The organism is Adhaeribacter sp. (assembly GCF_057359045.1).
Window position 1 is genome coordinate 1 of record NZ_JBMQUD010000052.1, and the last position, 23,731, is coordinate 23,731.

At 43.9% G+C, this 23,731-nt stretch carries 17 protein-coding genes; 10 read left to right on the forward strand and 7 right to left on the reverse strand.

The window, feature by feature from the left end; translation table 11 throughout:
• Window positions 1-1,126 precede the first annotated feature (1,126 nt).
• The 6 genes from ACO1R6_RS09205 to ACO1R6_RS09230 all read right to left on the reverse strand — a co-directional run bounded on the left by ACO1R6_RS09205 (window position 1,127) and on the right by ACO1R6_RS09230 (window position 8,441).
• Window positions 1,127-2,425: a T9SS C-terminal target domain-containing protein gene (locus ACO1R6_RS09205; RefSeq protein WP_486264118.1), complete on the reverse strand. Its 1,299-nt coding sequence runs from the start codon at window positions 2,423-2,425 to the stop codon at window positions 1,127-1,129.
• A 36-nt stretch (window positions 2,426-2,461) separates the two neighbouring features.
• On the reverse strand, window positions 2,462-5,275 hold the full coding sequence (locus ACO1R6_RS09210; RefSeq protein WP_486264120.1) for a TonB-dependent receptor: 2,814 nt from the start codon (window positions 5,273-5,275) through the stop codon (window positions 2,462-2,464).
• Window positions 5,276-5,392: 117 nt separating this feature from the next.
• Window positions 5,393-5,599: a hypothetical protein gene (locus tag ACO1R6_RS09215; protein WP_486264122.1), complete on the reverse strand. Its 207-nt coding sequence runs from the start codon at window positions 5,597-5,599 to the stop codon at window positions 5,393-5,395.
• A 75-nt stretch (window positions 5,600-5,674) separates the two neighbouring features.
• Window positions 5,675-6,109, reverse strand: coding sequence for a PepSY-like domain-containing protein (locus ACO1R6_RS09220; protein ID WP_486264123.1), 435 nt, complete (start codon window positions 6,107-6,109; stop codon window positions 5,675-5,677).
• Between the two features lie 398 nt (window positions 6,110-6,507).
• On the reverse strand, window positions 6,508-7,767 hold the full coding sequence (porY, locus tag ACO1R6_RS09225) for a PorY family sensor histidine kinase (RefSeq protein WP_486264125.1): 1,260 nt from the start codon (window positions 7,765-7,767) through the stop codon (window positions 6,508-6,510).
• Complete coding sequence (locus ACO1R6_RS09230; protein ID WP_486264126.1) at window positions 7,764-8,441, reverse strand: response regulator transcription factor; 678 nt, start codon at window positions 8,439-8,441, stop codon at window positions 7,764-7,766. The genes porY and ACO1R6_RS09230 overlap by 4 nt, the downstream gene beginning before the upstream one ends.
• Window positions 8,442-8,674: 233 nt before the next feature.
• Here ACO1R6_RS09230 and ACO1R6_RS09235 point away from each other — a divergent pair, with 233 nt between their 5' ends.
• The 3 genes from ACO1R6_RS09235 to ACO1R6_RS09245 all read left to right on the forward strand — a co-directional run bounded on the left by ACO1R6_RS09235 (window position 8,675) and on the right by ACO1R6_RS09245 (window position 14,442).
• Entirely contained in the window at window positions 8,675-10,078 is a 1,404-nt protein-coding gene (locus ACO1R6_RS09235; RefSeq protein WP_486264128.1) for a TolC family protein, read from the forward strand.
• Window positions 10,079-10,144: 66 nt separating this feature from the next.
• On the forward strand, window positions 10,145-13,315 hold the full coding sequence (locus ACO1R6_RS09240; RefSeq protein ID WP_486264130.1) for an efflux RND transporter permease subunit: 3,171 nt from the start codon (window positions 10,145-10,147) through the stop codon (window positions 13,313-13,315).
• Window positions 13,312-14,442: an efflux RND transporter periplasmic adaptor subunit gene (locus tag ACO1R6_RS09245; RefSeq protein ID WP_486264131.1), complete on the forward strand. Its 1,131-nt coding sequence runs from the start codon at window positions 13,312-13,314 to the stop codon at window positions 14,440-14,442. Before ACO1R6_RS09240 ends, ACO1R6_RS09245 begins: the two co-directional genes overlap by 4 nt.
• 256 nt (window positions 14,443-14,698) lie before the next feature.
• On the opposite strand, the gene ACO1R6_RS09250 is transcribed toward ACO1R6_RS09245, so the two are convergent.
• Window positions 14,699-15,508 carry a DUF2490 domain-containing protein gene (locus ACO1R6_RS09250; protein WP_486264133.1) on the reverse strand — a complete coding sequence of 270 codons (810 nt, stop codon included), beginning with the start codon at window positions 15,506-15,508 and terminating at the stop codon, window positions 14,699-14,701.
• A gap of 311 nt (window positions 15,509-15,819) precedes the next feature.
• Between ACO1R6_RS09250 and ACO1R6_RS09255 the strand changes: the two genes are divergently transcribed.
• The 7 genes from ACO1R6_RS09255 (at window position 15,820) to ACO1R6_RS09285 (ending at window position 23,350) form a co-directional block, all read left to right on the forward strand.
• On the forward strand, window positions 15,820-17,106 hold the full coding sequence (locus ACO1R6_RS09255) for a porin (RefSeq protein ID WP_486264135.1): 1,287 nt from the start codon (window positions 15,820-15,822) through the stop codon (window positions 17,104-17,106).
• A gap of 319 nt (window positions 17,107-17,425) precedes the next feature.
• Complete coding sequence (locus ACO1R6_RS09260; protein WP_486264146.1) at window positions 17,426-18,067, forward strand: heme exporter protein CcmB; 642 nt, start codon at window positions 17,426-17,428, stop codon at window positions 18,065-18,067.
• A gap of 83 nt (window positions 18,068-18,150) precedes the next feature.
• The gene (ccsA, locus tag ACO1R6_RS09265) at window positions 18,151-18,816 is read left to right on the forward strand and encodes a cytochrome c biogenesis protein CcsA (protein ID WP_486264137.1); all 666 of its coding nucleotides are present in this window, start codon (window positions 18,151-18,153) and stop codon (window positions 18,814-18,816) included.
• Window positions 18,803-19,087: a CcmD family protein gene (locus ACO1R6_RS09270; protein ID WP_486264139.1), complete on the forward strand. Its 285-nt coding sequence runs from the start codon at window positions 18,803-18,805 to the stop codon at window positions 19,085-19,087. The genes ccsA (ACO1R6_RS09265) and ACO1R6_RS09270 overlap by 14 nt, the downstream gene beginning before the upstream one ends.
• A gap of 104 nt (window positions 19,088-19,191) precedes the next feature.
• On the forward strand, window positions 19,192-19,617 hold the full coding sequence (locus ACO1R6_RS09275) for a cytochrome c maturation protein CcmE domain-containing protein (protein WP_486264141.1): 426 nt from the start codon (window positions 19,192-19,194) through the stop codon (window positions 19,615-19,617).
• Between the two features lie 215 nt (window positions 19,618-19,832).
• Window positions 19,833-22,391 carry a cytochrome c biogenesis protein CcsA gene (gene ccsA / locus ACO1R6_RS09280; RefSeq protein ID WP_486264142.1) on the forward strand — a complete coding sequence of 853 codons (2,559 nt, stop codon included), beginning with the start codon at window positions 19,833-19,835 and terminating at the stop codon, window positions 22,389-22,391.
• Between the two features lie 164 nt (window positions 22,392-22,555).
• On the forward strand, window positions 22,556-23,350 hold the full coding sequence (locus ACO1R6_RS09285) for a Rossmann-like and DUF2520 domain-containing protein (RefSeq protein WP_486264144.1): 795 nt from the start codon (window positions 22,556-22,558) through the stop codon (window positions 23,348-23,350).
• The last annotated feature ends 381 nt before the right edge of the window (window positions 23,351-23,731 follow it).

Genomic DNA, 23,731 nt, shown 5'->3' on the forward strand with positions numbered 1-23,731 from the left:
GCCGAATTTGCCAAAGGTGTTTACCTGATTAAACTGGTTACCGATAAAAGCGTATCGGCTAAACGGTTAATGATTGAGCGGTAAAATCAAGATGTATCTATTTTGAATAAAAAATCCCGGGGCTGATACCTGGGATTTTTTATTATTTCTGGTTGATGAATAATCTGGGGAAGGGTTATGGGTTGGCATTATAGACGATGATTTTGCAGGTGTAACTAACCAGATCAAAACAGGAAAGCCATGCGATTGAGTTCACCGTTAATGCACCTTAATTGAGGTAGAATGTCACTAATATTCAGCATGCTCGCAGAGTTAATTCTGGGATAAGAACCTTTATACATTAACTGCAACTGCCGATGCTAGCCTTTTTAGAAATCTTGCTAGTTATTCCATTAGTTTTTAATAAAGTGAAGGCTCTAAATAATGAGTACTGATACTTTATTAAATTGGTGATTATTCTGGAGAAGGAGCTTGGTTAAGGTATAGCGCATAACACAATGAATAACCAGGTGAAAATAAAATCGACATCTGCTCGCTTTAAAATTACCTAAAAAGATGAATACTAAAAGATACCTTATTTTTATTTGCCTTCTAATGCTGATATTGATATTAGGTAAGAGATTTGCTTTCCAGACTTATAGATCACCAGCTAAATCAGGGGAAATAGTGGCAGATTTCCACCAGCAAAAATATAATATCAGATAAAAATAGGACGAAGGTAGCGTATTCTAATTACTATAAATCAAGGCTTGTAAGCTAACAATCTGGTTTTCTAAAGCGGAAAGAAAGGCCGTTTTATATGAATATCCAAAAGTCTGATTTTGATATTCAGCACATATAAAAAGTTTATTGCGCAAATAAAATCTCTCTAATCCAATTATACATTACAATTTTTACAGCAGTATTCCTGTTAAGTAATATTTATATTCAAAACAAATTGTTGACATAAATTATTTAAATACATATAAACAAATAGCTATTGTTTAGGAGTTTATTGCAAAATTATAAAGCAAAAAGCCTGCCCTCACAGGCAGGCCCCCTTTTGTTAAGCAGGAGACTAAGCTGCTTAACTGGGTAATTGCAGCATCCTATTCTCACCCTTCAGATGCGCAATTATTATTGATGTTTAGTAGTCGGTGTTTTGCGGATCGAAGTTGGTCCAGCCTTCGGCCCAGTTAGTAGCACCAAAGGCTCCCCGGAAGTTTGTATTCTCGAAGCCGGCTACATTGGTGCCTCCACTTAAAAGCATAGAGCCCGTAGTTGGCATAAAGGGTGCTGCGGTATTCAAACCAAGTTCAGCATGGGGCTTAATCATGTTGCTAAAAGCAGCGGTAGTAAACCAGGCATTGGGATTAAAAGCAGTAGTAGAAGAGCTTGCTTTGCCAACGGTACCATTTACCACCGTATTTTGTATTTTAATACTGTTACTGGTAGCGTATCCCTCTACCGGATTGCCATCAAAAGTAATGGCTTTATCCCAACCGGTAATAACGCTGTTGTAGATAGAGAGGCTGGTACCTTTTTTCAGGTGGGCACCTTGCCCAAATTTCTGACCGGTACCGGGTGTGCCCGGACCAATAATAGTGGCATTAGAGAAAGCGGCCGTGGTAAGCGGCGTATTAGTGGTGCCGTTGGCATCGTTGTCTGATTCAAAACCATTAGAAGCACCAGCTAAGTCCGATAAATTAGGATCGCTCACGCCTAATACATACTGCACTTTGCCGCTGAAACCAAAGTCGGTATCAAACATATCGTCAATGGTTTTGTACGCAACTAAGTGCTTGGCATTAACAGTGCCGCCAAACCATTCAAAGGCATCATCGCCGCCAAAAGAAACCTGTACGTAATCTATGGTAGTGCCGGAACCCACTGAGCCCATGGTTAAGCCGTTAATTTCTCTATCGGGTTCCAGCGCTACGCCGGCAAACTCTATCCGCACATATTTTAATACGCCAGAATTATCGTTTGCTACATTGCCACCGTAATAAGCTTCCGGACCACCTTCTATCTTGGGCTCAACGGACTGGTTATTAGGTGCTTTTCCGGTAATAATTATGCCACCCCAATCGCCGGGTGCCCGCGAGCCTTTTGGTTGCGAAGAAGTAAAAACAATGGGTTTTTCTTTGGTACCTTCGGCCATTATTTTGCCACCACGCTTAATAATAAGGGTGCCTTTACCGGCTTTAGGGCCGCCTTTTATTAGGGTGCCGGGCTCAATGGTTAAGGTAGCACCGTCTTCTACATACACAAAGCCATTTAGGGTATAAACAGTATTGGCATTTAAGGTAGTATTACTGGTTATAGAGCCACTCAGGGTAGCTGCTTCTTTATCGGGTTGTCCGCCGCCATTATTTTCCTCATCCTCACAACCAAAAGTGAATGCAGCTAAAAAACTTAATAGGAATAATTTACCTAATTTTTTCATAATTAATTTAAATAGATTTTTGTGTGTATGTGGGTTTTAAAAGTTGTAGGATACACCAATGGTAGAGTAGGTGCCTCTTTTCGAATAAATTACAGAATCATCGAAATGGGTGATATTGCCGTTGCGGTCGGTATCCTGAATAAAGTGGGAGGCTTGATTTAATAAATCCTGCACGCCGGCTTTAAACTGTAAACCATTTTTAAAGTTCTTGGTAAGGCTTAAATCAATTACACTGCGTGGCATTTCGTACACGGTAGGGTTACCATTTACCGAACCAACCCGGTAAATTCTTTTGCCTAATACATTGTACATAATAGAATATTGCCAGCCTTTATCATCGTCCTGGAAGTACAGGCCCGTGTTAATAATATAAGGCGACTGACCTTGCAAAGCCCGTTCGTTGTCCTGCGCTGCTACAAAGCGGGAATCACCAAAATTAACCCGGCTGCGGATTACCGAAGCATTTAAAACAAAGGAATGGTTTTGAATAAATCTGGAATTGGCAAGCGTAATGAAGGACTTTTTTATTTCGGCTTCTAAACCAAAATCAGTCGCTTCCTCGGCGTTGGCAAAAGAATAAGTTGGCGCCCCTCCGCTCGACTCAATTGTGGTTTCGATGGGGTTAAAGAATTTCTTGTAAAATACGCCCAGCGATATTAATTCCGTAGGGGTGGGGTAAAATTCGTGCCTTAAATCCAGGTTATGGATGGTGGCGGTAACTAAATCCGGGTTGCCCGATATAGAAGCGTTTTCATTAAAATCGTAGAAGCTAAACCGGGCTTGTTCCCGGAACTCGGGGCGGTTTAAGGTTTTACCGTAAGCAAAGCGCAGCAAAGAACGATTATTGAAGTTATACGCCAGATTAGCCGAAGGCAACAAGTAAAACTGGCCATCATTAACATTTACATTGCTGGTGTAATCTTCGGCGGTTAATTTACGCAGGTTATACTCGCCCCGTACCCCACCGTAAAAGGTAATTTTATTAAATGTTTTGGTTAAGGAAATATAGCCCGCGCCTAAGGTATTGGAGGCGGTATATTTGTCGTTAATCCGGGTAAGTTCATCAATGACCATACCGCTAGAAGCATCCAGGTTCTGGGGCGCAAACACCTGATTTAGCGGTAAGCTGGTAATAGTTTGGCGGTTGGCGGTGCTACCAAAAGGGAAAATATAACCAAAGTAGCGGCTGTTAAAATCACGGTCTTTTCTTTCGGCGTAAAATCCTACTTTTAGTTTTAAGCTTTTTTCTGTAGCCGCCGAATCCGGGTTGCCAAAGGTGTGCTCTAACTGGCCACCGGCAATTACGCCTCTTTCGGTTAAATCAGAATAAAACCGGCCGGCATTATTCAGGGAAGTGGCCGACGGAATAATAACATCATAGGGTGCTTCGCTGTTGGTTGGCCGTACCGTGCGGAGGCGTCTTATATCCGGTTGTTCCCGGCTGATTAAGTTAAAGCCGCCGTTCCAGGTAATTACATCTTTTTTATTGGCCAGCGTATGCGTGCCTTGCAACTGGCTCGATAAAATACTGCGGCTTTCGTATCCTAAAAAATAATTTCTTTCTTCCTGGTCGCCTAAGTCGCGCTGAAATCCTTCCCGGATGGTAGTCTGGGCTACGCCAATTTGGTTGAACAAATTCCGGAATTCTAATTTATTGCGGTCGTTCAGGCTTAAGGCAAAGTTTTGCAACAACCCCACCCGCACTACCGACGAAGAGAACTGATCCCGGAACTGCATATTAATTTCCTTGGGTTGCCCTTGGGTGTAGTCGAAATAATTATTCCGTTCAATGTTCAGGTTTTGCCGGGCGTTGGTATAAGAAGCCGCTGTAATACTGGTAAGTTTTTTGTCTCCGATAGAAAATAAACGATTTAACCCTAAGCTTAAGCGTAAGTCGGGGGCAGCAATGGCATTGTTTATTTTCCAGATATTAGGCAAAGTTTTGCCATATTGGGCTTTTTGGGCTGCTGATAAAGAATTTTGGAAAGTTGTTGTGCTGGGGAAATCACTCGGTAATTTTCTGGTGCCGTTGTCGAAACCTAAGAAGTCGGTTTTGCTACCGTTATAAGTATTAAAATCTTTGAAAGTGGTGCCACCGCGGTGAGAAGAAGAAAGACTAAAAGAAGTCGAATTTTCATTCACTGCATTTTTGGTGTATACTTTAATGGTACCGCCGGCAAAATCGCCGGGTAGTTCCGGGGCCGGCGACTTAAATATTAAAACCCGGTCGATAACGCTGGTGGGCAGCACATCAAACGAAAAAGCCCTGACATCTACTTCAGAACTGGGCGCCAGCGCTTCGTTTAACATAACGGTATTGTACCGTTCGCTTAGGCCCCGCACCACAATAAAGCGGTTATCCATAATGGTAATGCCCGGAATACGCTTTACTACTTCGGCCGCGTCTCTATCCTGGGTGCGCATAATCTGCTCCGACGACATACCGCTTACCACAATATTGCTGCTTTTCATTTCCTGGATAAGGGCAATATCGGTATTGGTTTGCCGGGCAGCTGTAACCGTAACTGCTTCCAGAGTGGTTGCCGATGTTTCGAGGGCAACGTTAAGGGTAGCTTTCTGGCTGGGAACTACTTTAATGTTATCGAAAGTCTGGCTTTTGTACGACACGTAGGTAACACTTACCTGGTAAGTGCCTGCCTCTAAAGGAATGGTAAAATCGCCGTTAAAATCACTGGTGGCGCCTTTGTTGGTATTTACAACGGCCACCGTGGCACCAATTATAGGTTCGCCGGTAGTTTTATCTTTTATTTTGCCGGTTAAGGTGCCGGTTTGGGCAAGGGCAGTAAAAGCCGAGGTGAGAATTACCAGTAAGGTAAATATTGGTTTCATTAAGGTATAATTTAGTCTCGGTGCAAAACTATACCGGTTGTTTTAACCTAAAATTAAGACCAGGTTAAGATAAAGTTAAGATTGGTTGGCGTTTGTTACCAAATCGTAAAGTTTAGGTTAGATTAACTGAAAAGACAGGGTAAAGGAGTGTTTGTTTGTACTTTTTAGTATTGCAAGTTCTTGTTTATTAATCATTAAAAATTTTTCTTCTGAAAATGGGAAAGCAGCAACGGCTACAAGATTAGCTATAAGCCTGTAAATATTTACACCGGCAGCAGTAGGTTTGTAGGCTTGTAAACAAAATAACCGTCTTGGTTTAATCAAATAAAAATCTGATTAAACCAAGGCGGTTACCTAAATATTACGTAATAACTTAATGTGCGGGGAGAACCGGACTAATTAGTCCAGGCGCAGAAAATTGCTGTCTTTGTCAAACACTAATTCTAGTTTGCTGCCTAGTTCAACATCCTGCCCGTTGTTATATTTTTCCCAGCCAACAATACTATCCGTAGCGTAGTTGGTTTTTACGTAATCTAAAATTTTGGCCGGAACCACACTGTCGGGTAATTTATTTGTTGTGCCGTCAATATCGGTAACATCGCCGGCCTCATCAAAATCTAAGCTAAAGCCATTGTTAAGGGTTACATCATAGTCGGTGGCTTTAGAATCTTTTTCTCTTTTTATCCGCGAGATGGCAGCATCCGGAAAATGCGTAGAAATAAACGTCCGGGCTGGTTGCGGTAATTCGTTATCACTGATAACTTCTTCTTTTTCGCATCCGAAAAATAACAAACTGGAAAAAACACCTGCAAATAGAACTGATTTGTTTTTCATGGTAATAGGGTTAAGTAATAAATATTAAATACCAGTTTTTAGCCCAACCGGCTGTACGCTACGTTAATGTTAAGGCTAAATGCGTGTGTAAAGGTTTGTATATTAGTTAGTTTAAATGTTTGTTAATAATATTTGTACACTTTTCTTTATTTTAAAACAATTTACCAGGCTCTTACCCTACCCAGACAGGTAAAAATTTTGCCTTGAAGCAATGTAAGCTTAGCCAGTTATTTTTTTGTAAACAGCTTAATTATAAAATCACACAAAGTTGCCGCACGAAACTGGAAACAATTGGGAATTTTAATCCGGAGTAAAATATTACTACTAACCAGTAATAGGCAGCGCAAGAGCTGTTTTTAAAAGTGTAATTTGATAGAAAAGTATTACAGAGGGTATTTTTAATTTTGCAAAACCAGCTTGTGTACCTGCTTTTTGTACTGATAAAAGACCTTTAGCTGGTTATAACTGCTTATTTCCCGCGCAATGGCAAGCCCCAGGCCCAGCGAGTCGGAGTTGTGTTTTTCTTTTTTAAAGCGGGCAAATAATTTTTCGGGATTGTTGGTCATAGCTTTGCCGGTATTTACAAGCTCTAGCCGGTTTTGGTAAGTATATATTTTAATAACGCCCCCATTAATATTGTGTTTGATGGCGTTGCCTACCAGGTTCGAAATCAAGATATCGGCCAACACCGGGTTTATGGTAATTAAAAAGTCTTCTTCTTTTTTAAAACAAACCGTTAGCTGGTGGTTTTCAATTACGTCTTCATAATCAGCAATTTTAGCTTTAATTAGCTCCGAGAGGTTTACTGTTTTGGTTTCGTGGAACTGCTCGTTTTCTATTTTAGATAAAAGCAAAAGCGCCTGGTTAAGCTTAGATAACCGGATAGACGCTTTATGAATTTCTTGGATCCAGTAAACCTGTTTTTGAGATAAATTTTCTTCCTGAATCAGTTCTTCTACCCGGCCATTTATAAGGGCCAGCGGCGTTTGAATTTCGTGTGAGGCATTTTCAGTAAATTCTTTCAAGTTGCGGTAGTCGCGCCGGATTTTATCGGTCATTTTCCGGAAAACTTCGTTCATTTCGCCAAATTCAGATATTTCGCCGCTGTTTAATGGCAGGTCGGCATCTTTTTTTAAATCAAAGGTTTTAACGGCAGCCAGGGTTTGGTAAAACGGTTTCCAGATGGTTTGGGAGTTTTTTTTCTGAAACCAAAATAACAGCAACAGCGCCGCCGATAAAAATAAAAGCATGGTGCCGGTAATAAACGATAGCAGCTCGTCTGATTCAATCAGCGATTTCCGAATCCGGACTAAGTAATAATGGCCATTGGCCGTGGTGTAAAACTTAATTTCGCGGTACGGTACTAATTCGGCGGTGTACCGGTTGGGCAATTCGGTATCCTGAAATAAAGGTACCCGGGCCAGGGTGTCCGGCACCAGGGTTAAATCAATTTTATCCGAAATAAAATAACAGCTTTTATCCCAACTGCCGGTTTTCTTAATATAAGCTTCAAAATCTTTGCGCTCTACCAGCAAGCGTTTTTCAATATCGCGGTAAATAACGTGCTGCACCACCAGGTAAAACGCACCCGCAATTATTATGTAAGTTACAACCGAAAAGAAAATATAATAGCGGTTGGTTTTAGCCAGTAATTTCACGTGTTCCCGAATTTATAACCAATGCCGTAAATAGATTTTAAATAATCGCGGCTGCCTTTTTCGATTAATTTACGACGTAGGTTTTTGATGTGCGAATATACCATGTCCAGCGAATCAAAATTATCGGCATTTTCGCCCCACAGGTGTTCGGCAATAGCGGTTTTGGTAAGGGCTACATTTAAGTTAGAAATAAAATATAACAATAGATCGTATTCTTTTTTGGCCAGCGGGGTTTCTATCTGGTTTACAAATACCTGCCGCGATTTAAAGTTTAATTTTATTTCGTTAAAAATAACCTCGTCGTTGCCGCCAAAGTTGCGCCGCCGCAGCAATGATTTTACCCGCGCAATTAATTCCGATAAGTGGAAAGGTTTGGTTAAGTAATCGTCGGAGCCAATTTCGAGGCCTTTTATTTTGTCGTCGAGGGCATTGCGGGCCGAAATAATAATAATGCCGGTAGCCGAGCTTATTTTACGCAAAGCCTCAACGGCTGCAAATCCTTCGCCATCGGGCAAGTTTATATCAATAATGGCGCAGTCGAAGGAATATAAATTTATTTTTTCGACGGCATCTTCTAAGGTATATACTACCTCGCATAAAAACTTTTCTTTCGATAAATGAGAAGCAATACTCTCGGCCAAACCCTTTTCATCTTCTACCAATAATATTTTCATGCTGCCAATATTTAAACCCGGAAATTAAGCCAGAATACTGGAGAAATTTAGGAATTTCTAAAAGTCTGATTTTCTTCTAACTCCCGGTCAATATTCCTAATTGTTTCCAACATTGGCCTCTAGTTTTGTTCACGTTACTTAATTGTAAATGTGTACTTAACCAGCTTGCAATGTTATCTCGAACAAGTAAACCCCCGTGTTATAAAGATTATTTTTGGCTGAATTGTTTAAAGTTGCCGGAACTGTTTGCTGGTTACCCAAGCCTTACCGTATTCATATTGGTCTGGATAATCAGTTTGTTGCCGGCGCGGCCGGTACAAGCCCAAGCAGTAAACCTGAAACAGGTACTTGAGGCGGGCGTTACCAATTATCCTTTTATTAAAGCCAAACAGGCCGAAGTAAAAGGTGCGCAGCAAAAAGTAAAAACGGCCCAAACCGAATATTTACCGGCTTTAACCGGGCAGCACCAATATACTTACGCCACCAACAACAGCGTTACCGGTTCTTATTTCCCGAACGAAGGCACGGCGCTTTCGCCTTCCGGCGGCATCCGGCCCGAGAATATTTACGAACCGGTTTTTGGTAGTTTTACTTCCGCGCTGCTGGACTGGAAAGTAATAAATTTTGGCAAAGTGGCGGCCAATGTAAACGTAGCTAAAGCCGGGGCCGCTACGGCATCTTTCGATTTAGAAAACGAGGTTTTTCAGCATAAAATCAAAATTATTGATGCGTATCTGGCCTTGCTAGCTACCCAGAAAATTCACGAAGTACAGCAATATAACGTAGCGCGGGCGCGGGTTTTTGAGCAGACCATCCGGGCTTCGGTTATTTCGGGTTTGCGGCCGGGCGTGGATAGCGCGTTAGCCAAAACCGAGTTAATTAAAGCCAATTTATTATTGCTGGAAAGCGAACGCAACCAAAAAACGCAACTGTACCGCCTGGCCGAACTAACCGGTAAAATACAGGAACTGGCCGTGGATTCGATGCAGTTTTTTACGGCTTTGCCAACGGAGTTAACTTTTACGCCGGAGCATTTAGCGCAAACGCCGGTGTTACGCTTGTTTAAATCGCAGGAAGATTTCAGCCGCTTGCGGGCCACGGCCATCAAGCGTTCGTTTTACCCGTCGGTTTCTTTTATAGGTTCGGCATGGGCGCGGGGCTCTGGGGTATCGAACAAAGACGATAGCTACCGCACCGATTTTGCCAGCGGCACGCAGTACCAGGTATATAATTATTTAGTGGGCGCAGCCATCCGCTGGAATTTTACCAATTATTTCCGGGTGCGCCACGATTATATTAGTGAAAAATACCAGGCCGAACGGTTTAACCAACTTTACCAGGAACAACAATTGCGGCAGGAGCGGGTACTGAAAGAATCGGATTTGCAGTTTAAACTGGCCCTGGAACAAGCTCGATTAGCTCCCATTCAGTTACAAACCGCGCAAACCGCCTTCCAGCAAGCGCAGGCCCGTTACGAAAGCGGCTTCACCGATTTGCCCACCTTTACCCAAAGCTTAGTGGCTCTAAACCGCGCCGAAGCCGATAAATATATTGCTTTTATTGGCGCATGGCGGGCCTTGCTGCAAAAAGCCGCCGGCAGCGGCCAGGTAGACGATTTTTTAAATCAGCTTAAATAATAGGTCGTAAAGCCGCGCCAAAGCAGGTAGACACTTAAAAATTCACTCATTCAAATCAGATAAGATATGTATCAATTAATCCGCTCGGCCTTACGGAAGCCCATTGCCGTTTTGGTGCTGGTGCTCGGAATCTCATTCTTTTCCATCCTTTCTATTTTCCGGATTCCGGTAGATATATTTCCGGCCCTGGATTTGCCCAGTATTTACATTGTGCAGCCCTACGGCGGGATGGCGCCCGAAGAAATGGATGCGTTTATTGCCACGCGTTACCAGGACCACTTTTTATATGTATCGGGTATCCGCAACGTAGATGTAAAAACCATTCAGGGGCTGTGTTTAATTAAACTGGAATTTTATCCGGGTACCGATATGGCGCAGGCCGCCGCCGAAGTAGCCAATAATGTATCCCGGGCCAAAGCCTACATGCCCGACGGGACGGTGCCGCCCCAGGTAATCCGGTTTGATGCCAGTTCGGTGCCGGTGGGGCAGTTGGTATTCCAGAGCAAAACCAAATCGTTGAACGAGTTGCAGGATTTGGCTTCGTCGCGCATCCGGCCCATGTTCTCGAAAATTGAAGGGGTTTCCAGTCCGCCTCCGTTCGGCGGTAACCAGCGCACCATTATTATTAAAATCGACCCCAACCAGGTAAGCAGTTACAAACTCACGCCCGACGAAATTATTAAAGCCATTATTGCCAACAACCAGCCTTCGCCGGCCGGGAATATTCGCATCGGCGATAAATCGTTAATAACCCCCGTAAATTCCTTGGTTGATAAACCCGAAGATTTTTTAAATATTCCGTTACGGGTAGGCGCTGGCCCCACGGTTTTTGTGCGCGATGTGGGCACCGTAGAAGATGGCTCGGATATTACGGTAAGTTATGCGCTGGTAAACGGCCGCCGGGCGGTATATATTCCGGTGGTAAAAAAATCGGATGCCTCAACGCTGGACGTGGTAAACAACGTAAAAGCCGCTTTGCCCAAATTCCAGGATGCCTTGCCCGAAGGTGTAAAAGTTTCGTATGAGTTCGACCAATCGGGTTACGTAAGCAATTCCCTTAAAAGTTTGGTAGTTGAAGGGGCTTTGGGCGCGATTTTAACCGGCCTCATGGTGTTGCTGTTTTTGCGCGATTTCCGGAGCGTGATTATTGTGGTCTTAACCATCCCGATTTCCTTATTATCGGCGGTTATTTTGTTAAATTTATTCGGCCAGACCATTAATATTATGACCCTGAGTGGTTTAGCTTTGGCGATTGGAGTATTGGTTGACCAGGCCACCGTTTCCATCGAAAATATTCACCAGCACCTGGAAGAAGGCAAACCCAAAGCCCAGGCCATTTGGGATGCCTGTAAAGAAATTGCCTTCCCGGAGTTTTTAATTCTGATTTCGATTCTGGCCGTGTTTGCGCCGTCGTTTATTATGTCGGGTGTGCCGCGTTCTATGTTTTTGCCCTTGTCGTTGGCCGTTGGTTTTGCCATGATTGCCTCGTTTTTGCTTTCCCAAACCTTTGTGCCGGTAATGGCCAATTGGCTCCTCAAAGACCACGTAGCCGATAAACACCATGATGCTGGTAAAAAATCGGCCTTCGATAAATTTAAAGATAAATATTTAGTAGTACTGCAAAAAGTCATGAGCGGCGGCCGGCTTTCGGCAACGGTATATTTTGCGGTTTGCGCGGTAATTATTGGTTTGTGTTTTGTTTTTATTGGTACCGATATTTTGCCCCGCGCCAACAGTAAACAGTTCCAGATGCGCATCCGGGCCGCCGACGGTACGCGGGTAGAACGCGCCGAAAAAATTACCTTGCGCGTGCTGGATGCCATCAATGCAGAAGTTGGGGCCGGTAACGTCGAAATATCCTCGGCTTACGTGGGCACGGTACCATCTAGCTACGGTACATCTAATATTTTCGTGTTTAACAGCGGCCCGCACGAAGCCGTTTTGCAGGTTTCGTTGCACGAAGGCTACGACGTAAATATGGCCGAACTGAAAGAGAAATTGCGCCACCGCATAACCCAAAATATTCCGGGTTTACATATTTCTTTCGAGCCGATTGAGCTGGTGGATAAAATTATGAGCCAGGGCTCGCCGACGCCCGTGGAAATAAGTGTGGCCGCCAAGGATATTAAAGAAGCGGATAAATTCGGGCAGAAAATATTAGCCCAGTTGCAGCAGGTGCCGTTTTTGCGCGATGTGCAGATTGCCCAGCCCATGGCTTACCCCATTTTAAAAGTAAACGTAGACCGCGAACGCGCCGGGCAGTTAGGCGTAACCTCTACGCAGGTAGCCCGCTCGCTGGTATCGGCTACTTCGTCTACGCGTTTTACCGATAAAAACTTATGGCTCGATAGAAGCAAAGGCCTGGCCTACCAGGTGCAAATCCAGATTCCGGTAAACCAGATGTCGTCGGTTGAGGATATTTCGACAGTGCCGCTCAAATCCGGGCAAATGCACCCCACGCTAGCCGATGTGGCCACTTTTTCGGAGGAGAAAGGCCCCGGCCAGTACGACCGCTCCGGCCCCAACCGCCTGGTTACGCTTACCGCCAATTTGCACGATGTAGATTTGGGTACCGCCGGAAAAGCGGTGCAGGAAGCTATTCAGAAAGCCGGCGTTGCGCCGCGGGGCACCTTGGTAGAATTTAAAGGCCAAACCACTTTATTAAACGAAACACTAAGCAGCTTACAAACCGGTTTATTAATTGCCATTATTATTATATTCCTGTTGCTTACGGCTAATTTCCAGTCGTTTAAATTATCGTTGCTGATATTATCGGCTATTCCAGCGGTGTTGGCGGGTTCGCTGTTAATGCTGCTCATTTGCGGCGCGACGCTTAACCTGCAATCGTACATGGGCCTGATTATGTCGGTGGGGGTATCGGTAGCAAACGCCATTTTATTGGTTACCAATGCCGAAAATCTGCGCCTGCAATTAAAAGATTCTAAAGAAGCCGCTGTTCGGGCCGCGCTGGGCCGGATTCGCCCGATTCTGATGACGAGTATTGCGATGGTGGCCGGGATGCTGCCCATGGCTTCGGGCTTAGGCGAAGGAGGCGACCAGATTGCACCGTTAGGGCAGGCGGTAATTGGCGGCTTAATTGCTTCTACGTTTGCTTCGCTGCTGATATTGCCCGGCATCTTCCTGCTGTTGCAGAAAAAAGCTTCGTACGCGTCCGTTTCCCTCGACCCCGAAGACCCTGAAAGTAAATATTATCCTTCTAATCTTAGCCAAATATGAAAATAGCAAAATTATTCTTTTTCCCTTTCCTGCTTGCCGGCCTTGGCGCTTGTAATCAGCATAAAGAAGTTCCGGCCCAAACCGAAAACCAACCGGTTACGCCCGAAATAAAAGTAACCGAGGTGGTGAGTATGCAGCCCACCAAACCCATTGTTATTCCCGGAGAATTATTGCCCCTGAATAAAGTGAGTATTCATGCCAAGGTAAAAGGCTTTGTTAAAACGGTTAAAGTTGACCGCGGGGCGCAGGTAAAAAAAGGGCAGGTATTGGCCATATTAGATGCGCCGGAAGTAATAGCCGAACTCGACCAGGCCCGGGGCATGTTGCACGCCGCCGAAGCCGCTCTGCACGAGGCCAAAGCCAAAACGTTTGCCTCCAAACAAAGCTATGTACGTTTGCAAAAAGCGAATAAAACCAACGGCGCCATTGCCCCGGTAGAGTTAGAGCAAGCCTTTTCCCGGATGTTAGGCGATAGCGCCGCGCTGGCCAATGCTATTGGGAATGTGCGTTCGGCTAAATCGCACGTTAATTCTAAAAAGCAACTGGCTAGTTATTTAATTATTACGGCCCCTTTTAGAGGCACCATTATCGAGCGAAATATTAGTCCGGGCACGTTGGTAGGCGCTGATGCGGGCAAAGCGTTATTTTATTTAGAAGACCAGAGCGTGCTGCGGTTAACGGTGGCCATCCCGGAAAAATATGCCAATTTCCTGAACGATAAAAAGCCCGTTAGCTTTGCCGTAACCGCCATCCCGGATAAGGAATTTACCGCGCCGTTTGCCCGCAGTTCGCAAAGTATTAACGAAAGCGCCCGCGTGATGATGACCGAATTTGAAGTGAAAAACCCGACCGGCGAATTAAAAGCCGGTATGTACGCCCAGGTGCAATTGCCGCTCTTGCGCCAGTCCGAAACCTTATTTGTGCCCCAAACCAGCGTAGTTGATTCCGATGAAAAAGTATTTGTCATTAGCACCACCGGCGGCAAAGCCAAATGGATTAATGTGCAGAAAGGCATGGTGGTCGATACGCTGGTAGAAATATTCGGTGCCGTACAAAAAGGCGATTTAGTTGCGTTGGAAGCTTCGGAAGAAATACGAGAAGGGCAGGCGGTAAAAGCGAAACAGTAGAAATATGTCTGCCGGAAATATAAATGGTTCTGCTTTGTAGTTTAAAATGATAGTAATATTTGCGCTTGCCGGAGTTTTCACCGGCCAGTAGCCAGACTAAACTAACAAATTGGCGGTGATAACACCCGCAAAGGCGGCGTTAATTCAAACAGATAAAAACAAGTTTCTGATATATTCTCACCAGAATATTAAAAAACAAAAAGGAATCCTCTGCTAAAGAAGATTCCTTTTTATTTGATATTTTAGTTGCTTTCTATCAGGGAGCTGCCGGTAAGGGTTCTTCTTTTTTAAACAAAGAACTAAACTGGTCAAAAATTACAAACACCTGGAATATATTATTATTCTCAATATTATTGGCAGCTGCATTGTTAAACCGAAACGCTGTTTGCCGCAAATAACCCCCTTCTAACCGGAAATATTTAGAAAAGCGGTAGCCCAGACCGGCATAAACCCGGTTTTGGTCAAAAAAGTTAGTGTTGGGTATATTTTTACCGGTATTTACCATTAATTCATCAAAAGCCGTTCCGTAAAAAGTGCCGTCTACAATGGTTTTGTTGTTAATAGGCATATCTACCCGCGCCATGTACCGGAACCGGCCTCGCCGCCGCGAATCATCAAACGTATAGGCGTTGTTAACCTCGGGTTCACCTACCGGATGATCGCGGCCCACCAAGCGGTACTCAAACCGATAGCGGTGCTGAATAACGGCCCGGCCTATCTGGTGCCGATGTGTAATTTGCGGGGTAATCCGGAATTCCGGGTGGAACGGCGTGTGGTCGTGGTTGGGCAAGCGCCAGTTAATAACCCAGGCCACCGGCGCAAACGAAAAACGTAAATCGGGGTTTAGTTGGTAATGCAGCCAAGGTCGAACCACCTGCAACAAAGGGTACCGAAAAATGTTGGCCTGATTACCGGGAGCATTTTCGGGAGGGGCTAAGCGCCGGTGCTGCACATCTAACTGGTAATTCCACTTGCCTTTAATATTGCCAATCACATTTAACTCCGACCAAAACATGTTTCCGGTGGTATATTCCCGGTTTTGGGCGGCTAGTTTTAAAATGGGCAAGTGTAAAAGAATTATAAAGCTAACGAAAAATCTAATTTTTATCATTGGTTTTTTCCTGTGGAAAGCAAAAATAGAAAGCTAATTTAACAAATCCGTAACATTGACTTTTTAAACTTAACAATTTGATAACACTATAAGCGCAGAAAATGATTTTGGATTCATATTAAAAGATTAATTTTGCAGCTAATTTTTGCCGGCCTTACTAATCGGTAAAGATCATAATAAGCGCTACACTAGAAATAACTGATTCAGAATAAATCAATTTTAGTAGGCGCTTTCCACCATCAATTTATCACCAGAAAACAGCGTTTATGTTCTCACCCATAAACAAAAGTTTTCCAAAGGCGGTTTTGCAAAAAATCAGCTTAGGAATTGCTTTATTTTTTTTTAGCCATGTTGCTATTGCGCAAAAAGTGGCGGTACCAGCCGATTCGGTAAAATCTATTCCCAAAGCCGATGATATTCAGCATCCGGTTAATTTAAGTAAAGCTAACTGGTACGAACGTATTTCGCTCCGGGGCTATTTGCAGGTGCGCTATAGCCGGTTGCTAGAAACGAATCCCAATTTTAAAACACCTTACGATGCTTCGGTAGGCGATAAGGGCGGTTTTTTAATCCGGCGGGCGCGTTTGGTATTTAGCGGTCAACTTCACAAACGCGTATTTTTTTATGTACAAGCCGATTTAGGTTCTACGCCGGCCGGCAGCAGTACCATTAATTTTGCGCAAATACGGGATGCGTACGCCGATATTTCTCTGGATGAAAAAAATGAATTCCGGTTGCGGATAGGACAAAGCAAAATACCGTACGGGTTCGAAAATATGCAATCGAGCCAGAACCGGGTAACCATGGATAGGAGCGATGCTATTAACAGTGGTTTGCCCAACGAGCGCGATTTAGGCTTATTACTTTACTGGGCGCCCGAAAGTACCCGGGAACAGTTTAACGATTTGGTGAAAAACGGATTAAAAGGCAGCGGCGACTACGGCGTGTTTGCTTTAGGCATATATAATGGCCAAACGGTAAACAAAGTAGAATCGAACAACAACCTGCATACGGTTGCCCGGCTGTCGTACCCGTTTACATTTAAGACCGGCCAAACTATTGAGCCTGGCTTGCAGGCTTATACCGGAAAATACGCCGTTACCCCCGACCAATTAAGCAGCAACGCAGTTAAAGGCGGTAACTTTACTGACCGTCGCGTAGCCGCCAGTTTTATTCTTTATCCGCAGCCATTTGGTTTCCAGACCGAATATAATATTGGTGAAGGGCCTACTTTTAACCCCGAAACCCAAACCATAGAAGTAAAATCATTGCATGGGGGCTATGCCCAAGCTATGTATTGGTTAAAAGTGGAGAACCAAATATTAATTCCGTTTGTAAAGGTGCAATATTATAAAGGTGGCAAAAAAGCCGAAACGGATGCCCGGTACAGCGAAACCTACGAGACCGAAGTTGGCCTGGAGTGGCAACCTATACCGGCTTTTGAATTAACGGGCCAATATACTATTTCGGATCGCCTCACCCAGGACTTACGAAGTTTAAACAACCGCCAGGCGGGTAATTTAGTCCGGTTACAAGCCCAGATAAATTTTTAAATAAGCTTTTTCAGTTTAACTCCGGCTGTTTACCTTACCGGTAATTTGCCGGGTATTATTTGCTTTGCTCTTATTTTGGCACCTGTAATCTAAAACCAGGTACTGTAATAGCTTATATGGCGCCGGTTTTTAGGGCAAAATTGCCAAAATTTAAACCTTTCCTGTAAGCGACTGTACTTTTTCTGTAAAAGTGTAGCCCTGAAAAAATACGCACATAACCGCCCCCACAGATACCCACCTAATTATTATCTTTCTATTTATTCTCTTTGTAACTTTGCACCAAAATAGATAAGTGTTGTTCCGAGAAGTTCTATACCTGATGCAAAAAGATTTTGTACTGGAGTGGCGGCAAAAGTATGCCTTTAATGGTATGCTTTTGTACGTGGGCAGCACGGTATTTATTTGTTATTTAAGCTTTGGCTTACGTGGTGGCACCTTGGGCGTACCCGTCTGGAATGCTTTGTTCTGGATAATTTTGTTGTTTACCTCGGTAAACGCCATTGCCAAAAGTTTTATGCAGGAGAATAAAGGCCGGCTGCTCTATTTATATACGCTGGTGAGTCCGCAGGGCGTTATAATAGCCAAGATAGCTTATAATACTTGCCTGATGCTGGTGTTGGCCTTGTTGTGCTACCTGTTTTACGCGGTGGTTATTGGCAACCCGGTGCAAGACGATGGCATGTTTTTGGTTACTATTTTACTCGGAGCAATTGGTTTTTCAACTTCCCTAACCATGATCTCGGGTATAGCGGCCAAAGCATCTAACAGCAGCGCCTTAATGGCTATTCTCAGTTTTCCGGTAGTAGTACCTATGTTGCTAATGCTCATGAAACTGTCGAAAAATGCCATAGATGGCCTGGACCGCAGTACCAGTTCTGATGAGTTAATGATTTTACTGGCCATTAATACCATTGTGGTAACGCTGTCTTATATTTTATACCCGTATCTGTGGCGCGATTAATGCCGAACTAAATAAAAATATTGCTGGTAAGACAAAGTTGTTCAAAACTAAAAACTTACAGCTAAAACTAATAACTATTTAAAATGAAAAATAGCTGGTGGAAAGGATTAACGGTGGTGCTGCTGGTGTATACCGTAGTAGCGGGCTTCCTGAAAGAGGTGCCGCGGCTGGCCATCCTGAATGAGAGCATCCGCAACACATATTTTCACGTGCCCATGTGGTTTGGCATGATTCTGCTGCTGCTGGTATCGGTGGTATACGCCATTAAATATTTAAAAGAACCCACGCTGCGCAACGATGTAATCTCAACAGAAGCGGCCCGAATAGGTTTATTATTTGGTATATTGGGCATTGTTACCGGTATGGGTTGGGCCCGCGTAACTTGGGGCGAGTTCTGGAGCAACGACCCAAAACAAAACGCATCGGCCATTGGGCTGCTTATGTACTTTGCTTACTTTGTACTACGGGGTTCTTTTGCCGAACAGCAACAACGGGCCCGCATTAGTGCCATTTACAATATTTTTGCTTACGCCGCGCTTATTCCCTTGTTGTTTATCCTGCCGCGCCTAACCGATTCTTTGCACCCCGGCAACGGTGGCAACCCGGGCTTTAGCTCTTACGACATGGACAGTAAAATGCGGATGGTTTTTTACCCGGCCGTTATTGCCTGGACTTTACTGGGCGTCTGGATTTTAAATGTAAAATCGCGCTTTGAGATTCTGAAACAAAAAATATATGAAAACGCTTAAAAGTTGGGTGCTGCTTTCCTGGTTGGCCCTCAGTTTACTTATAACCAATATTGCCTTTGCCCAAACCGGCACCCCGGCACCAGCCGAAGAAACCGTAATGATAGAAGCCAACAGCAACAGCTCTGATATAGAAATGGCCGACCAACTGCGCCGCGACGGTAAAATTTATATTGTAGTGGGTTGTGTGCTGGTGGTTTTGGCCGGCATGGTCTTTTACCTGATTTCGATCGATAAAAAAGTTAGTCGGCTGGAGAAAGAATATAAAAGCTGATAAACATCAGGCACTTACTTGATAATTATTTTGTACTTCCCGGATTTTTATCTGCTCCTTGCGTGTTAAGTTAAAAGCTGCCGGTTTTATTAAGTTTATTTAAAATGAAAAAAGCGCACATTATAGGTATTGCCGTTATTGCCATAGCCATTGCTATTATTGTTACCACTGCCGGCGACGCCAGCAGTTACGTATCGTTTAAAGAAGCCCGCGAACTGGCCGAGGAAGGAAACTCCACGCCGGTACACGTAGTAGGCCGCCTCAAAAAAGATGCAAACGACCATATTGTAGGTATGCATTACGACCCCCGCATCGACCCCAATTATTTTACTTTTACCCTGGTAGATACCAACCGCCTGGAACAGCAAGTAGTTTATTACAACAATAAGCCCCAGGATTTTGAACGGTCGGAGCAGGTGGTAATTATTGGTAAAATGCAGCAAGACAAATTTGTAGCTGATAAAATTTTGCTCAAGTGTCCGTCTAAATACGTCGAGAAAGAAATCAAGACCGAGTCCGCTGGGCTGTAGTAAAGAGTTAAGTGTTATAAGTAGTAAGTGGTTAGTCTAAAAATTTGCTGCTTTAACTTCATCTGCCGGTATTCTACCTAATCTTTAAGTTGAGGGTTAGATAAGAATTGAACAACAGAAAAATCAACTTATAACTTATTACTTACCACTTAAAACATATAAATGATAATACATTTATTGGAGACCTGGGGCATTTTAGCGTTATCCTGGCGTTTGTGGCGGCCATAGTGGCGGCCTTCTCGTATTTCCGGGCTTCCTGGAAACAGCCGCTGGGGGTAGTAGATACTAACTGGCAAAAGTTGGGGCGGGGCGCTTTTTATATTCACACGCTGGCCGTATTTAGTATTATTATTTCGCTGTTTAATATTATTTACAACCATCGTTACGAGTACCATTACGCCTGGAGCCACTCCAGCAACCATTTGCCCACCCATTTTATGATATCGTGTTTCTGGGAAGGACAGGAGGGAAGTTTCTTACTCTGGATTTTCTGGCATACTTTATTAGGCTTAGCCGTTATTTGGTTTAATAAAAAATGGGAAGCACCCACCATGGCGGTATTTGCGTTTGTGCAGCTTTTCCTGACTTCCATGATTCTGGGGGTAGTTATCGGCGACCTTAAAATTGGTTCTTCGCCGTTTATCTTGCTGCGCGATTTTATGCCCGATGCCCCGGTATTTAAATTAAACCCAAATTTTATTCCGAAAGACGGTACCGGCCTGAACCCATTGTTACAGAATTATTGGATGGTGATTCACCCGCCAACTTTATTCTTGGGTTTTGCGGCTGCATTGGTGCCGTTTGCGTTTGCCATTGCCGGCCTCTGGAAAGGAGAATATAAAACCTGGATTAAACCGGCCCTGCCCTGGGCCTTGTTTGGAGGTGTAGTATTGGGTATTGGTATTATGATGGGGGCCTACTGGGCGTACGAAACCCTTAACTTTGGCGGTTACTGGAACTGGGACCCCGTAGAAAATGCCGTGTATATTCCGTGGCTGGTGCTGGTGGCCAGTATCCATACCATGGTAATTTACAAGCGGAGCAAAGCCGGGTTGCATACTTCGTTTATCTTGGCTATTGCCTCGTTTTTATTAATCTTATACGCTACCTTCTTAACCCGTAGTGGTATTTTGGGTAATGCCTCGGTACACTCTTTTACCGATTTAGGTTTGTCCGGGCAGTTATTTACCTACCTGGCAGCTTTTGTGGTATTGGCAGTAGTTTTGCTGGTGTGGCGCTGGAAAGGTATACCGGCTACGCAAAAAGAATTAACTACTTATAACCCCGAATTCTGGGTATTTATCGGGGCTGTGGTATTGTGCTTAGGCGCTTTCCAGGTGTTGTTTACTACTTCAATTCCGGTATATAATGCCTTTATGGGCTTTATTGGTATTAAGAGTAACCTGGCCTTACCCGCCGACCAGATTGCCCACTACACTAAATTTCAGTTGTGGTTGGGTGTAGGCATTGCATTCCTGACTGGTTTGGCCCAGCTGATGTGGTGGCAGAAAAGCGATAAAGGCAAAATTGCCAATTCGCTGGCTGTACCAGGTATTTTAACTTTATTATTTGTGAGCCTGGTGCTGGTATTGGGGCAAATGGGCTTTGGACAAAAAGTGACTGATTTAAGGTATATTGTTTTATTGGTAGCGGCTTTCTTTGCCATATTTGCTAACCTGGGCATGATATTTTCCTTAATCAAGCGCAAAGCAGTTTTAACCGGCGGCGCCGTAGCCCACATTGGTATTGCTTTAATGCTGATTGGCGTACTATATTCATCAGGCTATTCTACCATTATCTCTCAGAATACATCGGGCTTACTTTATTCCCGCGATTTCCCGGAAGATATAAACCGCGATAACACCTTGCTGTTCCGGAACAATACCGTAGAAATGGGTAAATACCAACTTACCTACCAGGGCCAGTTTATGGAAGTAGACGGTTTTCCGGGGTATGTAAATAAAGAATCGCTTTACCGCTTAGAACTGGACGAACACCGGGCCTTGGCGCGCAACGATTTAAAGTACGGCGACAAAGTGTATTTTAAAACCGGCGATACCGTTTCGATAACGCCCGAAAACACTTATTATCAGATTAAATATCAGGTAAAAGGCACCGATAAAACTTTTACGTTGTACCCGCGGGCGCAAATAAACGAGCAAATGGGCTTCCTTGCTTCGCCGGACATTAAAACCGGCTGGGCTAGTGACTTATACACCCACGTATCGGCAGTAATGAACAACGAAGAAGAACGGGAGTGGAGCGAGTTGAAAGAAAGCGATCTGGCTATTGGCGATACCCTGTTCCTGAACGATTATATTGGGGTACTTAAAGGCATTGAGCCGGTCCGGAAAATAGAAGGTGTAGAACTAGGTCCTAACGACGTGGCCGTACAGGCCGACCTGAAAATATTCGGCGAAAACAACCGCGAATATCATGGCCACCCGTTGTTTGTAATCAAAGACAATATGGTAGCCCGTATTCCCGACGAAATTGAAGATTTAGGCTTACGCTTAACTTTCATGAACATCGATACCCAGAATAATCGCTTTAAAATTGGAGTAAATACCACCCAGAAAGATTACGTTATTCTTAAAGCCATGGAAAAACCTATTGTAAACCTGCTTTGGATAGGTACGCTGGTAATGGGTATAGGCTTTGTAATGGCCATGGTGCGTCGGATTAAAGAAGGTAAAGGTCCGGATAACACTGTACCTAGCCTGAAACCGGATCGCCGGCAATCAGAACAAAAGAAACAAGTGGCAAATGCTTAAAAGTTTTAGAATTATATAGGCTTAACAAAAAGCTCTCTTTTTAAGGGAGCTTTTTTAATTTAGGCTGGTTTCCAGTTTTAGCTTTAATCTTGCCTCATTAATATAACAGCCACCCCAAACAAATAATTTATTTCTAATTTTAGAACTTACCATAAACTACAGTAATGGCTAAAAATTTACGGATAATATTTATAGGTTCCGGGCAGGTGGCTACGCATTTAAGCCGCGCGCTGGAAGCCGCCGGGCATTTGGTGCCGGTCGTATATTCCCGGCAATTACCGCACGCGGCGCAATTGGCCCAACAATTAAAGCAAGCAATTCCTACCGATCAACTGGATTTCCGGGAATTACCCGCTGCCGATATTTATGTAGTAAGTGTAGCCGATGCTGCTGTGGCTAGTATAGTAAAAGCCGCCAAATTTCCGGTTGGGAGTTGTGTGGTGCACACTTCGGGCAGTTTACCGCTTAGCGTTCTGCAACGCGACGATTTACAAATCAGAGCCGGTGTATTTTATCCTATCCAGACTTTCTCTAAGAACCAGCCAATAAATTTTGCCGAAACGCCCTTTGCCTTAGAAGCAACCAACCAGCCGCTGGCCGACTTACTTAAAACCCTCGCCGAAAGTATTAGCCAACAGGTAATATTTATGGCCGGGCCCGAGCGAAAGCAACTGCATTTAGCAGCGGTGTTTGCCTGCAATTTTACGAACCATTTATTAGGCATCAGTCAGGAAATATTAGTTCGGCAAAACCTGCCGGTAAATTTATTAGAGCCGCTTATCCAAACCACTATTAAAAAAGCTATTCAAAACAATCCTTTCCTGGTGCAAACCGGTCCGGCTGCCCGCGGCGACGAAAATATTATGCAGGAACACCTTCGCCTTTTAGCAGCAGAGCCCCGGTTTGCCGAAATTTACCGGCTGCTCTCCCAAAGTATTCAGGATAAGCGGATTAATTAAAAACAGCTTTATTTACCAGACCATTTTATATTTATTTTATGCCGGAATAAATTGCCTTCGGTGATCAGTAAAAGTGTTATAATGCTATTTTATAGCAGTTCACTAGCAGCGTATTTAAACAGGAATTTAGCGGGATGTAATTTATTTGGTTATAAAAAAGCCGCCTGAATATAAATTCGAGGCGGCTTGCTGAGGCATATTGAACAAGGTATTAAAATTCTTTTTCCCCGAATTCACTTTCAGTGAACTTGGCTTTTTTGCTGAGTTGATTCAGGTTAAAAGAAAGGTTTACTAAAAAAACATCTACTTCATAAATATAATTGGTGGTGGTATAAAAATCGCTGCCCCGGGTAGTAATGCGCTGTTCGTTGGTATTGAGTA

Bases quoted from the DNA above. Each gene is read 5' to 3' on its own strand.
- ACO1R6_RS09205 (WP_486264118.1), bottom strand. From the start codon at position 2,425: ATGAAAAAATTAGGTAAATTATTCCTATTAAGTTTTTTAGCTGCATTC.
- ACO1R6_RS09210 (WP_486264120.1), bottom strand. From the start codon at position 5,275: ATGAAACCAATATTTACCTTACTGGTAATTCTCACCTCGGCTTTTACT.
- ACO1R6_RS09220 (WP_486264123.1), bottom strand. From the start codon at position 6,109: ATGAAAAACAAATCAGTTCTATTTGCAGGTGTTTTTTCCAGTTTGTTA.
- ACO1R6_RS09230 (WP_486264126.1), bottom strand. From the start codon at position 8,441: ATGAAAATATTATTGGTAGAAGATGAAAAGGGTTTGGCCGAGAGTATT.
- ACO1R6_RS09240 (WP_486264130.1), top strand. From the start codon at position 10,145: ATGTATCAATTAATCCGCTCGGCCTTACGGAAGCCCATTGCCGTTTTG.
- ACO1R6_RS09245 (WP_486264131.1), top strand. From the start codon at position 13,312: ATGAAAATAGCAAAATTATTCTTTTTCCCTTTCCTGCTTGCCGGCCTT.
- ACO1R6_RS09255 (WP_486264135.1), top strand. From the start codon at position 15,820: ATGTTCTCACCCATAAACAAAAGTTTTCCAAAGGCGGTTTTGCAAAAA.
- ACO1R6_RS09260 (WP_486264146.1), top strand. From the start codon at position 17,426: ATGCAAAAAGATTTTGTACTGGAGTGGCGGCAAAAGTATGCCTTTAAT.
- ccsA (WP_486264137.1), top strand. From the start codon at position 18,151: ATGAAAAATAGCTGGTGGAAAGGATTAACGGTGGTGCTGCTGGTGTAT.
- ACO1R6_RS09270 (WP_486264139.1), top strand. From the start codon at position 18,803: ATGAAAACGCTTAAAAGTTGGGTGCTGCTTTCCTGGTTGGCCCTCAGT.
- ACO1R6_RS09275 (WP_486264141.1), top strand. From the start codon at position 19,192: ATGAAAAAAGCGCACATTATAGGTATTGCCGTTATTGCCATAGCCATT.
- ACO1R6_RS09285 (WP_486264144.1), top strand. From the start codon at position 22,556: ATGGCTAAAAATTTACGGATAATATTTATAGGTTCCGGGCAGGTGGCT.